The organism is Streptomyces sp. NPDC026538, assembly GCF_055567535.1.
Map to the genome: position 1 here is coordinate 190,929 of NZ_JBVHQG010000002.1, position 12,173 is coordinate 203,101.

Consider the following 12,173-nt stretch of genomic DNA (forward strand, 5'->3'; position numbering starts at 1 on the left):
CGGCACTCTTCCTACGCCGAGATGTCCGCGTACCGGGAACGGACTCAGACCAGTGGGCGACGGGCGGAGGCCGGTTCACGCACGACTGCGTCACCCCGGTTTACGGGGCGCTTCTCAGGGGTCGCAGGGCGGCGGCGCCGGCCCGCACCATCGCGGACACCGGTGCCCCTGCCCATTGCACGAGGTCACGCGGCAAGCCGGTGTCGAGCTCGATGGTCAGCCGCACGTATCGGGTGTGCAGCTGAGTGACTTTGACGGGACGCGGTACGACGGCGTCCGGTCCGCGCTGCAATGCGGCTCGATAGGTGTCCTTGCGCTGATTCATGCCTTGTCCTGTCGCTTGATGAGTTCGTCTGCGAGGTCCATGTACGCCGAGCCTTTGACCTCCACCGGACTTCCGAACGACTGGGCGTACAAGTCGAGCCGCGGAATGTGCGTGGACAACACGTCGAATCCCCGCTCGGTGAGGGCTTCGCGGGCGTCGGCATCGGGACCGGTACGCGTGGCTTCGGCACGATTCGTTCGGTTCAGCAGAACGGCGGCGTGGGCCGGCTGGACGCGCAAGGACTGTACGTCGCCCATCTCCCCGCCGATGGGCGCCATGCGATCCAGCTCGATGGGAGCCGGAGTCACCGGCACGATCCATTCGCTTGCGTACCTCATGATGCTGCGGGCGATATGCGCGTGGTCCTCCAGCTGCGGAGCGTCGAATACGACGGCCTGCCGCTCGCCCAGGAAGTCGTTCACGCGCCGGTGCACATCGCCCACCGGAAGAGCGACCACAGGAAACGGGAAGCCACCTGCCAATTCGCTCCAGCGCAGCGCGGAGGAAGCGGGGTCGCTGTCGACCAGTAGTGGTGGGATACCCCACTCGTGAAGTGCGTGGGCCAACCAGACTGCGCTGGTCGTCTTTCCCACCCCGGGCTTAAGGTTCACAAAGGCGTAGCTCAGCGACACACAGTCAACGTATGTTCGCGAGCGGCTGTCGGCCGCCGACCCGGGGCACACAGTGCCATCATTCATCCTGCGGCGCCGGTGAATCATTCGTATGGGCCAGTACGGAAGTCGCAAGGCCCGAGGGGGACCGGCAGGGAGCCGGCAGCTCTCGCCGGGACGATGGTCGGCTCGTCAGACGGCTTCGTGGAGGATGTGGGGGCCGGAGTCGTGTCGCTGGTCTTCTCGGCGTTGGTGACGGTCACGATGACCAGCTCGCCGGGCTGGGTGGTGAAGCTCTTCGAGGACTTGTAAAGGCGCATCCGGCGAGTGCCGTCGTCTGCTTGGCCCAGAAGCTGGTGCCGGTGCTTCGCTGAGACGGTGCCGCTGGACCCGGTGGTGAGGGTGAGTAGCGTGGTGTCGCCGGTGCCGATGTTGACGGTGGATCCGGGCGCTAGCCTGCCACTCTTGCCGTCCCTGGGCCGGCCGGGCCGCGCTCGTGGATCTTGCCAAGCACCTCATCCGTGCCGGCCAGGCCGCATGCGGTACTCGCGAGCACGCCGCCGCGTCCCTCGGCCACGTCCTGCTCGTGACCGAGGCCCACGCCCGGCAAGTCCTCGCCGACTTCGAACGGCACTACAACGCGCATCGACCCCACGGGCCCGAGATCAGCGCCCCCCTCACGCCTCCGGGCAGCCCTGGGCCGCACCTAAGGCTCGCCCAGCGGCCCGAGGCACTACGCGCTGCCCTCGAGGACAACCTTGTGAGTCTCGAGCTCCCACAGCTCCCATGGCTCCGCCTGGTCAACTGCGCTGCGGGCGCGAGTGCCCAGCCGGCCGGACTGTCGGCCTGACCCCGGTCAGCGTTTGATGCCTACGCCCGCCAACAGGCTGATCTCGGCGTCCGCGATCTCCGTACCGTCGGCGGGTCCGGCGGGCCGCCAACGGTGGCAGCAGACGATGCCGGGTTCGATCAGGTCGAGCCCGTCGAAGAAACGGCGGACGTCGCTGTGCGAACGGAACTGCACCGGAGACCCGGAGTTGGTGTAGGCCTCCGCGACCTTGTTCCAGGTGACGGGATCGAAGTCGGGCGTGCAGTGGTTCATGGCAAGGGCACTGCCCGTCGGGAGCGGGTCGAGCAGCCGGTGGACGATGGCGTACGGGTCGTGCGGGTCTGTGACGAAGTGCATGAGCGCGTTGAGGGAGAGGGCGATGGGCTGGTCGAAGTCCAGGATGTCGGAGTCCTCCACGGCGCTCATCAGCGCATCGGGGTCGGTGACGTCGGCTTCGATGTAGGCCGTGCGTCCCTGCGTCGTGCTGCGCATGAGGCGTTCGGCGTACTTGAGGACGAGGGGGTCGTTGTCGGCGTACACGACGCGGGCGTCGACCGCGACGGACTGGGCGACCTGGTGCAGGTTGGGCTCGGTCGGGATGCCCGTGCCGATGTCGAGCCACTGGCGGATGCCGTGCTCCTGCGCCAGCACGCGGGTGGCCCGGTGCATGAACGCCCGGTTCTCGCGCGCGGTCACGGGGAGGCCGGGGTGGGCCTTGGCGGCGACCAGGGCGGCCTCCTTGTCGACCTCGAAGTGGTCCTTGCCGCCGAGGAAGTAGTCGTACATCCGGGCCGAGTGCGCCCTGCTCGTGTCGAGATTCCGGCTGGCCTGACTGGTGGACATGTTCTCCCCTTCATGCGTGTGTCTGTCGGCCCGCAGGCCAGGAACGGGACCGGTGTCGTCGTCCCTTCTGCCCGCCGCCGGTTCACCCGGCGGCCAAGTGATCGGCCAGGCACTCTTTGACCCCGCGGACGAACGCGGCGATCTCCTCCGGCGGGTAGATCCGCGCCGGTCCGGCCGGGTCGGTCGACTGCCGTACGGCCACGCGGCCGTCGGCGAGTTGTTTCGCCTCGACGCACCGACCACCGTTCGGCCTGCTCCAAGGCCGCTCCCAGCCCTGTTCCCCGAGACTGTGGGCCGGCGTCCCGTGGTGGATGCCCTCGTCGGCGATCGTCATGAGTACTCCTTGCGCATGCGGTTCAAGAGCGCCCTGCTGTCCTCGGACGACGTCAGCAGCGCCATACCGTCTCCAGGAGCTTCTCCACGTAGAGAGGCTTCAGCGCGACCTCGGCCTTGTCCAGCCGACGGGTCGTCAGAGTCTTCACGCACAGGTGCTTTTGCCGCGTCCTCCAGCGAGACACCGGCACCGAGCCGCAGGTCCTGCAGCCGGCGGCCGAGGATCATGCGCAGGACTGTCGGCGCGCTGGTGCCGGAACGGGCTTCACTCACGCCCAACCTCCTGAGTGATCACCAACAACACCATTCTTACAGTGACTTGATGAGGACGCCAGCGTGATAACCGACTTCTGAAATTATCAGGGAGTCGGTTGCAGCGTGAGCACGATCACGCGCATAGTTGACATGTGAGCGGTCAAGTCACAGCTCTGACGCAGCATCCGGCCCGGACGGGACGCGTGCTGCTGATGCCGTCGTCGGCACCCCACCGCACAGCGCCTGCCTCTCACCGCTCGAGCCGCAGCCCGCATCCCCACAGCGCGCCCGCCCCCCGGACGGCACTGGAAGGCGACATCCGTGACTCTGCCCACGCCCTCAGCCCCGGCCTTGCCCCCCGCCTTGGCCCCGACCGTGCCTCGTCGGGAGTACTGGTTCGGCCTGCCCGCCCTGCGCACCAGCGCAAGATCCGCCCGCGACACCGTACGCGACCGGCTCCGTGCGTGGCTGCTCCGCACGCTCGACGCGAGCCGAGGCAAGGTCGTCTGGGCGGAGTTGACGGCCTGCCCCTGACGCCATGGGCACCGGCCGGCGCCGAATGGGGCGCCAACCCCGGCAGCGACAGCCCGGATGCGGCGTGGCCAGGCACGGCCTGCTGCGCAGCAGGCCAGTTCCTCCGTCCAACGGCAGAGACCGCTGTCGGCACCGCACGGCCCCGTTACGTCCCCTTCACGCGGCGAGGAACCCCTTCTCCTCGATCGACCTACAGAAGGCGCCCATGAGCTCCCACAGCGAAGCCGCTCCTCCCGTCGTGCTGTACGTATGCGCGGACCGAGCCCCGGGTGCGCGCGGGGCGGCCACGCAGTGCGCGCAGACGGAAGGCCAGGCGTTCGCCCAGGAGCGCGGACTGACGATCGCCGAGGTCGTCACCGACACGTACGGTGAGCCCGACCCGGCCCGGCGCAGAGGGTGGCAGCGTGTGAGGGAGCTGGTACAGACAGGCCACGTCGCCGCGGTACTCGTCCGCTGGCCCAGCGCCATCGCCCCGGAGTCCGCGCACGAACTCCGGAACCGCGAGACCACCTGGCTCCACGACCACGGAGTGCGCATCCGTTACACCTGGGCGCCCTTGTCTTCGAGGAGCGATGAGGCGCGGTGATCCCACTCGGCGATGTCCGGATCTTTGATTCACCTGACCAGTGACAGCAGCAGCCGTCCACCGGCGGTTCTGATAACCCCAGGAGGGCGAGGGACGTCGAGCTGCTCGCACTTCGCCATGAGGTCGCGGTACTGCGCCGACAGCTCGGTATCCGTCCGCGACTGACCTGGCCGGAGCGTCGCGCCTGCCGAGAATGTCATCCGTGCAGCTCACGGGCTTGCCCGGTGCTGCGGCAGGATGGGCACTCGTGTTGCTTCGTCTCGCCTACCTGACCGCCACCAACACGTTCGCTGTACTCCGGCTGCTACCCATGAGCGACCGCGACAAGAAGGCGGAGATCCTGGCCCTGCGCCACCAACTGCTCCGTAATTCCCTCTCGAATCCTTCCTGACCGACAGGGGAACTCCTGCCGCCACGTCGCCCCATCCGGCCCCGTCACTGTGGTGGGGAGACCTCGACGGACGCGCGTGCGGACCCCGTTTCCCGAAATCGCCCCGCTCCGTGCGACGGACCCGCCGCCCTGCCCCGTAGAGCAGACGACATCAGCTCACAGGGAAGGGAGCGCGACGTGGCAGGGCACAGAGTCAGAGGTGCCAGGGGTACGGCGATCGCGGCGGTGGCCATGGCGGCGCTGACCGCGTCGCAGGCGCCGGGGGCGGTCCCGGCACAGGCCTCCGTACCCCCGCGGCAGACACCGGCCGAGCAGGGGCCGAGCGTGTCGGGCGACACCCGGTACCGCACCGACCTCCCGCGGCTGGGGACCCGGGAACGCAAGGGCGAGGCGTCGGTGGCGGGCGCCGCGCTGCCCGCGGGCGTGTTCGGCGCCTACCGGCACGCCGAGGCGGAACTCGCACGCACCGCGCCCGGCTGCCGGCTGCGGTGGCAGTTGCTCGCCGCGATCGGTCAGGTGGAGTCCGGGCAGGCGCGCGGCGGTCGGGTGACGGCGGACGGTACGACCGTGGCGCCCATCCTCGGGCCGCGGCTGGACGGCGGCGCCTTCGCTGTCATGCGGGACACCGACGGCGGCGCGTACGACGGGGACGCGGCCTACGACCGGGCGGTCGGACCGATGCAGTTCATCCCGTCGACCTGGGCCCGCTGGGGCACGGACGGCAACGGCGACGGGCGGGCCGACCCGGACAACGTCTTCGACGCGGCGCTCGCCGCCGGGCGCTACCTGTGCGCGGGCGGACGAGACCTCTCCGACCCGGTCGAGCTGGACCGGGCGGTCCTCGGCTACAACCACTCGGAGGCGTATCTGCGCACGGTCAGGGCCTGGTACGCGTACTTCCTGGAAGGGTGCCGGGTGGTGCCGGACAGCTCCGCGAAGTCCTCGGCGCACCCGGAGCCGTCGCGGCCGCCGTCCACGCCGAAGCCCTCGCCGACACCGTCCGCCCGTCCGAGCGCCGTCCCCTCCCCGACACCGTCCGCACGTCCCTCGCCGGCCCCCGGCACGTCCCGTCCGGCGGGCGGGGCCGCTCCGACGGAGGAGCCCCAACTCCCCTCGCCGGGCGTGGACATCGAACTGCCCGGCGACGACCTGCTGCCCAGCGGCGGTCCGCTGACCAGTAACAGCGGCGATTCGACGACCTCCGCCCCCTCCACAACCGCGACTACCGGGCGGTAATGTCACCACCCGCCGGACGGCACAGGACCGGCGGGTGAGCGCAAAGGGGCCCTCATGGCGACGGACATGCCGGACATGCCTGCGGAGATACAGGCGGCCCACGACCGTTGGCAGCACATGTGGAGCCACCGCGAGCAACTGCTCAAGGTGGCCCGGCGCAGGTCGATGAGCCCGGAGGACGCCGAGGACGCGGTGCACGAGGCCATGCTGCGCGCCGCGGAGCGCCCCGACCTGGACGACGAGCGCCTCGGCGGCTGGCTGACGACCGTGACCATGCGGCTGTGCGTCGATCGGTATCGCCAGGTCAACCGTGAGGCCGAGGTACACCGCAGCCCCACACTCGCCGCGCCGGGTCCGGTGCCCGTTGAGGAGGCGGTGTGCGACCGGGCCGAGGCCAGGTGGCTGGCCGTGCGCAGCGGGGAGCTGCCCGCGCGCCAGGCCGAGGCGCTCCGGCTGAAGTCCGAGGGCCTCGACGTCGGCCAGGTCGCCGTGCGCATGGGACTGAGCTATCGCACCGTCGAGTCGCTGCTCGCCCGGGCCCGGCGCACGCTGCGCAACTCGCTGGCCGGAACGCTGGGCCTCGCCCTGTTCCTGTGGGGGCGCGGCAAGCTGCGCGCGGGCGGACACGCGCAGGCCGTGGCGGTGACCTCGACGGCCGCGACCCTGGTGGTGGCGGGGTTCGTGTTGCCGTACGTCCACGACGGGGACAGGCAGGGCACGACTCCCCGACCCTCCGTGTCCCGCATGGCCCAGGCGACCACGCAGACCGGCCGGCCCGACGGCGTCGGCCGGGAGGCCGCCCCGAACGCCCGTGATCTGTCGGCCGCCTCGGCGTCCCACGCAGCGACGCCGACGGTGCCGCCCGGCGATGACGACCGGTCGTTGCCGCCTCTGTCGGTGCCAACGCCGGACGCCTCGCTGTCACCAGTGCCGTCCGTCCCCGACGTCCCCGGCGTGTCCGACCTGCCGAGCGTGCCCGACCTGCCCGATCTGCCGGCCACGGTCCCGATGACGCCTCCGGCCCTCCCGGAGGCTCCCGCCACGCCCTCCGCCCCGGTCGACGTACCGACCCCGACCGCGCTGCCGTAGAACCGCCGGACAAAGGACTGCCGTAGAACCAGCGGAAAGCGCGGCCGTCGAGCCGCCGGAAACCCGCCCGCAAGACCCCCGAAAAAAACCGCCTCCGTCGCGACGGACGCCCGGCCCCTCCCCGTAGAGCAGATGTCGGAGCTGCTCCACGGCCGAAGGGTGGACCGGATGGGTGTCGAGATCTGTGTGGAAGGGCTGACCAAGTCCTTCGGTCACCAGGTCATCTGGCAGGACGTCTCGCTGACGCTGCCCGCCGGGGAGGTCTCGGTCATGCTCGGCCCCTCGGGCACGGGCAAGTCGGTGTTCCTCAAGACGCTCGTCGGACTGCTGAAGCCGGACCGGGGTTCCGTGAAGGTCGCAGGCCGGGACGTCACCAAGCTGCGCGAGCACGAGCTCTACGAGGTGCGGAAACTGTTCGGGGTGTTGTTCCAGGACGGCGCGCTGTTCGGCTCGATGAGCCTGTACGACAACATCGCTTTCCCGCTGCGCGAGCACACCCGCAAGTCCGAGAGCCAGATCCGGCGCATCGTGCTGGAGAAGATGGACATGGTCGGGCTGATCGGTTCGGAGGGGAAGCTGCCCGGCGAGATCTCCGGCGGCATGCGAAAGCGAGCCGGTCTCGCCCGAGCCCTGGTCCTCGACCCCGAGGTCATCCTCTTCGACGAACCCGACTCCGGCCTCGACCCCGTACGCGTCGCCTATCTCAACCAGCTGATCGTCGACCTCAACGCGCAGATCGACGCGACGTTCCTGATCGTCACGCACGACATCGCCTCGGCCCGCCAGGTGCCGGACAACATCGGGCTGTTGTTCCGCCGTGAGCTGGTCATGTTCGGGCCCCGTGAGGACCTGCTGACCAGCGACGAGCCCGTCGTACGGCAGTTTCTGAACGGCCGGATGCAGGGGCCGATCGGAATGGCGGAGGAGAAGGACGCCGCGCAGGTCGAGCAGGAGCTGGCGCGGCTCGGCGACGCGGACCGCACACCCCGCCACGTCGGCAACGAGATGACGCCGCGCCTGATGCCGGGCCCCGGCATCGCCCGTCCGCCCCGCTGGGAGGCGATCGCGAGACGCGAGGCCGAGCTGCACCGGAAGGCGGTGACCGGCGCATGAGGCTGTCACCCACCGGGGCGCTGAGGCACTCGGGGAACCTCTTCGCGATGGCGCTGGACGTCGTCCGGACCATCCCCCGACGGCCGTTCCAGGCGCGGGAGTTCATCCAGCAGGCCTGGTTCGTCGCGAGCGTCGCCATCCTGCCGACGGCCCTGGTGTCCATCCCCTTCGGCGCGGTCATCGCGCTGCAGATCGGCAGCCTGACCCGGCAGCTCGGCGCCCAGTCCTTCTCCGGGGCCGCCTCGGTCCTCGCGGTGCTGCGGGAGGCCTCGCCGATCGTCACCGCGCTGCTGATCGCGGGCGCCGGCGGCACGGCGATCTGCGCGGATCTCGGGGCGCGGAAGATCCGCGAGGAGATCGACGCGATGCAGGTGCTGGGCATCGACCCCATCCACCGGCTGGTCGTCCCGCGGGTCCTGGCGTCGATGGTGGTGGCAGTGCTGCTCAACGGCCTGGTGTCGGTGGTGGGCGTCGCGGGCGGCTACTTCTTCAACGTCGTCCTGCAGAACGGCACGCCGGGCGCGTATCTCGCTTCCTTCACCACGCTCGCCCAGCTCTCCGACCTGTGGGCGGCGGAGATCAAGGCGCTGGTGTTCGGCGCGATCGCCGCGATCGTCGCCTCGTACAAGGGACTCACCGCGAAGGGCGGCCCGAAGGGTGTGGGCGACGCGGTGAACCAGTCGGTGGTGATCACCTTCATGTTGCTGTTCGTGACGAACTTCGTGATGACCGCCGTGTACTTCCAAGTCGTTCCGCAGAGGGGCTGAGTCATGGCGCTGCTGAATCGTCTGGAGGAACTGGGCAGCCAGCTGTCCTTCTACGGCCGCTCGTTGGCGTGGACGGGCCGCACCGTACGCCGGTACAAGAAGGAGATCCTGCGGCTGCTCGCCGAGGTGAGCTTCGGACGCGGCGCCCTCGCCGTCGTGGGCGGTACGGTCGGCGTCATCGCCTTCCTGTCGTTCTTCACCGGCACGGAGGTGGGCCTCCAGGGCTACGCCGCGCTCAACCAGCTCGGCACCTCGAACTTCGTGGCGTTCCTCTCGGCGTACTTCAACACCCGGGAAATCGCGCCGCTGGTGGCGGGGCTCGCGCTGTCCGCGACGGTGGGTGCCGGGTTCACGGCGCAGCTGGGCGCGATGCGGATCAGCGAGGAGACGGACGCCCTGGAAGTCATGGGCGTGCCCTCGCTGCCGTTCCTGGTGACCACCCGGATGATCGCCGGTTTCGTCGCGGTGATCCCGCTGTACGTGGTCGGGCTGCTGTCCTCCTACTTTGCCGCCCGCACCATCACCACCGGCTACTACGGGCAGTCGGCGGGCACCTACGACCACTACTTCCAGCAGTACCTGCCGCCGGTCGACGTGCTGTGGTCCTTCGGGAAGGTGCTCGTCTTCGCCGTCCTGATCATCCTGGTGCATTGCTACTACGGCTACTACGCGAGCGGCGGCCCGGCGGGCGTCGGCGTCGCCGTGGGCCGCGCCGTGCGCACCTCGATCGTGGCGATCAACGTCCTGGACTTCTTCCTGTCGCTCGCGATCTGGGGCGCCAACACGACCGTACGGATTGCGGGATGAGCCGTATGAGAGTGCTGAGACTGCGGTTGTACGGCGTCGTGTTCCTCGCCGTGCTCGCGCTGCTGCTGTCCCTGTCCGTCGCCGTGTACCAACAGGTGTTCACCCCGGCTGTACGGATCGAGCTGGAGGCCGACAGCATCGGCAACCAACTCGATCCCCGCGCCGACGTCAAGCTGCGCGGGCTGCTGGTCGGCGAGGTGCGCGCGGTCCACGCCGACGGGACGAAGGCGACGCTCGACATCGCGCTCAAGCCGGAGTACGTCGCGTCCATCCCGTCCGACGTGCACGCACGCCTGCTGCCCAAGACCCTGTTCGGCGAGAAGTACGTCGACCTGGTCGCGCCCGCGCGCTCCTCGGGCCGGCCCATCCGCGCCGGGGATGTCATCACCCAGGACCGCACCCGCGTCGGCATCGAGCTCCAGCAGCTGATGAACGACCTGCTGCCGCTGCTGCGGACCGTGCAGCCCGGCAAGCTCAACGCCACGCTCTCCGCGTTCGCCACCGCCCTCGAGGGGCGCGGCGACCGGATCGGCGACAACCTCACGCGTGTGGAGGACTATCTGCACCGGCTCAATCCGCACCTGCCGTCCCTCACCGAGGACTTCGCCCGCTTGGCCGACGTCGCCGAGGTGTACGGCGACGCGGCCCCCGACCTGATGGAGATCCTGCGCAACACCGTCACCACCAGCCGCACGCTGGTCGAGCAGCGGGACCGGCTCGCGTCCGCGCTCACCACGACGGCCACTGCCGCGGGCACAGCGGACGACTTCCTCGACGCGAACGGCGACCGGCTGATCACCCTGGGCCGGGTCTCCCGCCCCACGCTCGATCTCTTCGCCCGCTACTCGCCCGAGTACCCGTGCCTCTTTGCCGGCCTGGTGCGCGAGGAGCAGGCATCCGAGCAGGCTTTCCGGGGCGGCAAGATGCACATCACGCTCGAAGTCGTCCGCCAGCAGGGGGCGTACGAACCCGGCGAGTATCCGCGCTACGACGATCGGTCGGGGCCCAACTGCCGTGACCTGCCCCATCCGCCGGTGCCCGCGCCCGGGGTCCACCTCGACGACGGTTCGGCGAAGGGCGGTTCGTCCGGCCCGGCCGGCGTCTCCGCCACCCGGACCGAACAGCGCGCCGTCGGCTCGCTCGTCGCGCCCGTCATGGGCGTGCCCGCCGACGAGGTACCGCCGGTCGCGACGCTGCTGTTCGGACCGATGGCGCGCGGGACGGCGGTGAGCGTCGCATGAGGATCACGAGGATCATGAAGACCGCGAAGACCGCGAAGACCGCGCGGACTACGAGGTCCACGAGCACGTCAGGAGCCCGGCAGGCCGCCGCCCCGCTGATCAAGTTCAGCCTCTTCGCCCTGGTGACGATCCTGGCGACGGCCCTGCTCGCCGCCACCATCGTCAACATCTCCTTCACCCCCGAACACACGTACCGCGCGGTGTTCAGCGACGTGACGGGCCTGGAGAAGGGCGACGACATCCGGGTGGCCGGGGTGCGGGTCGGCGAGGTCGAGGGCATCCGGATCAAGGACCGGACGCTGGCGGAGGTCACCTTCACTGTCGGTGCGGACCGGCCGCTGCTGAACAGCACCGGCGCGGTCATCCGCTACCGGAACCTGGTCGGACAGCGTTACGTCGCCCTGACCGAGGGCGCGGGAGACGGCACCCGGCTGAGGCCCGGCGCCACGATCCCGCTGTCGCGCACCCAGCCCGCGCTGGACCTCAACGCGCTGCTGAACGGCTTCAAGCCACTGTTCGCGGCGCTCAGCCCGCAGGACGTCAACCAGCTCGCCACCGAGATCATCCGGACCCTCCAGGGCGAGGGCGGCACTGTCAACAGCCTGCTCGCGCACACGGCTTCGCTCACCACGACGCTGGCCGGCCGCGACAAGCTGATCGGCTCGGTGATCGACAACCTGAACACCGTGCTGGGGACGCTGGACAAGCGCGGCGCCCGTTTCTCCGGGCTGCTCAAGCAACTGCGTCGGGTGATCTCGGGGCTGTCCGCCGACCGCAAGCCCATCGGGCAGTCCCTGGTGGGCATCGGCGATCTGACGGACGCCACCTCGGGGCTGCTCAAGGACGCGCGTCCGCCCCTGAAGGGCGACATCGCCGAGCTGACCGATCTCACCGGAACGCTGAACAAGAACGAGAACACCGTGGAGGGCGTCCTGAAGCGGCTGCCGAACAAGCTGGGCGAGCTGACGGGGACGGCGTCCTACGGCTCGTGGTTCAACTTCTACCTCTGCGACTTCGACGGCCGGATCGTGCTGCCGAAGACGAAGCAGGTGCTCACTCCCGAGCTGCACGTGGCGAGGGCGAGGTGCGGCGCATGACAAAGCACTTCCTTCCGCGCAGGACTGGTAAGCGCCGCCCAGAGCCGCTGGTCAAGGTCCGCATCGACCCGCCGAAGCTCCCGAGGATACGGCTGCTTCCGCGCCGGGCACCGCGC

Annotated in this window: 15 protein-coding genes and 1 pseudogene; 11 read left to right on the top strand and 5 right to left on the bottom strand. The window is 69.8% G+C overall.

Features of this window, described 5'->3' with window-relative positions; genetic code table 11:
* Nucleotides 1-100: 100 nt before the first annotated feature.
* Both ACZ4N4_RS07710 and ACZ4N4_RS07715 read right to left on the bottom strand, forming a co-directional pair.
* Nucleotides 101-325: a hypothetical protein gene (locus ACZ4N4_RS07710; RefSeq protein ID WP_467585654.1), complete on the bottom strand. Its 225-nt coding sequence runs from the start codon at nt 323-325 to the stop codon at nt 101-103.
* Complete coding sequence (locus ACZ4N4_RS07715) at nt 322-957, bottom strand: nucleotide-binding protein (RefSeq protein WP_453569893.1); 636 nt, start codon at nt 955-957, stop codon at nt 322-324. Before ACZ4N4_RS07715 ends, ACZ4N4_RS07710 begins: the two co-directional genes overlap by 4 nt.
* 159 nt (nt 958-1,116) lie before the next feature.
* Between ACZ4N4_RS07715 and ACZ4N4_RS07720 the strand changes: the two genes are divergently transcribed.
* Nucleotides 1,117-1,248 carry a hypothetical protein gene (locus ACZ4N4_RS07720; protein ID WP_467585657.1) on the top strand — a complete coding sequence of 44 codons (132 nt, stop codon included), beginning with the start codon at nt 1,117-1,119 and terminating at the stop codon, nt 1,246-1,248.
* Between the two features lie 544 nt (nt 1,249-1,792).
* On the opposite strand, the gene ACZ4N4_RS07725 is transcribed toward ACZ4N4_RS07720, so the two are convergent.
* From ACZ4N4_RS07725 to ACZ4N4_RS07735, 3 genes and pseudogenes are all read right to left on the bottom strand, one after another.
* Complete coding sequence (locus ACZ4N4_RS07725; protein ID WP_453569887.1) at nt 1,793-2,608, bottom strand: SAM-dependent methyltransferase; 816 nt, start codon at nt 2,606-2,608, stop codon at nt 1,793-1,795.
* Nucleotides 2,609-2,690: 82 nt separating this feature from the next.
* Nucleotides 2,691-2,942, bottom strand: coding sequence for a DUF397 domain-containing protein (locus tag ACZ4N4_RS07730; protein WP_467585660.1), 252 nt, complete (start codon nt 2,940-2,942; stop codon nt 2,691-2,693).
* Between the two features lie 67 nt (nt 2,943-3,009).
* A pseudogene (locus tag ACZ4N4_RS07735) lies at nt 3,010-3,214 on the bottom strand (transcriptional regulator); the annotation flags it as partial.
* A gap of 357 nt (nt 3,215-3,571) precedes the next feature.
* On the opposite strand from ACZ4N4_RS07735, the gene ACZ4N4_RS07740 reads away from it, so the two are divergent.
* The 10 genes from ACZ4N4_RS07740 to ACZ4N4_RS07785 all read left to right on the top strand — a co-directional run bounded on the left by ACZ4N4_RS07740 (nt 3,572) and on the right by ACZ4N4_RS07785 (nt 12,057).
* Entirely contained in the window at nt 3,572-3,730 is a 159-nt protein-coding gene (locus tag ACZ4N4_RS07740; protein WP_467585663.1) for a hypothetical protein, read from the top strand.
* 205 nt (nt 3,731-3,935) lie between these two features.
* Nucleotides 3,936-4,316 (top strand): hypothetical protein, encoded by a 381-nt coding sequence (locus ACZ4N4_RS07745; RefSeq protein WP_467585666.1) that lies wholly within the window; start codon nt 3,936-3,938, stop codon nt 4,314-4,316.
* Nucleotides 4,317-4,563: 247 nt separating this feature from the next.
* The gene (locus ACZ4N4_RS07750; RefSeq protein WP_467585669.1) at nt 4,564-4,707 is read left to right on the top strand and encodes a hypothetical protein; all 144 of its coding nucleotides are present in this window, start codon (nt 4,564-4,566) and stop codon (nt 4,705-4,707) included.
* A 177-nt stretch (nt 4,708-4,884) separates the two neighbouring features.
* On the top strand, nt 4,885-5,943 hold the full coding sequence (locus ACZ4N4_RS07755; protein WP_467585671.1) for a lytic transglycosylase domain-containing protein: 1,059 nt from the start codon (nt 4,885-4,887) through the stop codon (nt 5,941-5,943).
* Nucleotides 5,944-5,997: 54 nt separating this feature from the next.
* Nucleotides 5,998-7,032 (top strand): RNA polymerase sigma factor, encoded by a 1,035-nt coding sequence (locus ACZ4N4_RS07760; protein WP_467585674.1) that lies wholly within the window; start codon nt 5,998-6,000, stop codon nt 7,030-7,032.
* A 168-nt stretch (nt 7,033-7,200) separates the two neighbouring features.
* Complete coding sequence (locus tag ACZ4N4_RS07765; RefSeq protein WP_467587629.1) at nt 7,201-8,145, top strand: ABC transporter ATP-binding protein; 945 nt, start codon at nt 7,201-7,203, stop codon at nt 8,143-8,145.
* Complete coding sequence (locus tag ACZ4N4_RS07770) at nt 8,142-8,912, top strand: MlaE family ABC transporter permease (RefSeq protein WP_453569848.1); 771 nt, start codon at nt 8,142-8,144, stop codon at nt 8,910-8,912. The genes ACZ4N4_RS07765 and ACZ4N4_RS07770 overlap by 4 nt, the downstream gene beginning before the upstream one ends.
* A gap of 3 nt (nt 8,913-8,915) precedes the next feature.
* Complete coding sequence (locus tag ACZ4N4_RS07775) at nt 8,916-9,719, top strand: MlaE family ABC transporter permease (protein ID WP_467585677.1); 804 nt, start codon at nt 8,916-8,918, stop codon at nt 9,717-9,719.
* A 5-nt stretch (nt 9,720-9,724) separates the two neighbouring features.
* Nucleotides 9,725-10,960: an MCE family protein gene (locus ACZ4N4_RS07780; protein WP_467587632.1), complete on the top strand. Its 1,236-nt coding sequence runs from the start codon at nt 9,725-9,727 to the stop codon at nt 10,958-10,960.
* A 14-nt stretch (nt 10,961-10,974) separates the two neighbouring features.
* Nucleotides 10,975-12,057: an MCE family protein gene (locus ACZ4N4_RS07785; protein ID WP_467585679.1), complete on the top strand. Its 1,083-nt coding sequence runs from the start codon at nt 10,975-10,977 to the stop codon at nt 12,055-12,057.
* The last annotated feature ends 116 nt before the right edge of the window (nt 12,058-12,173 follow it).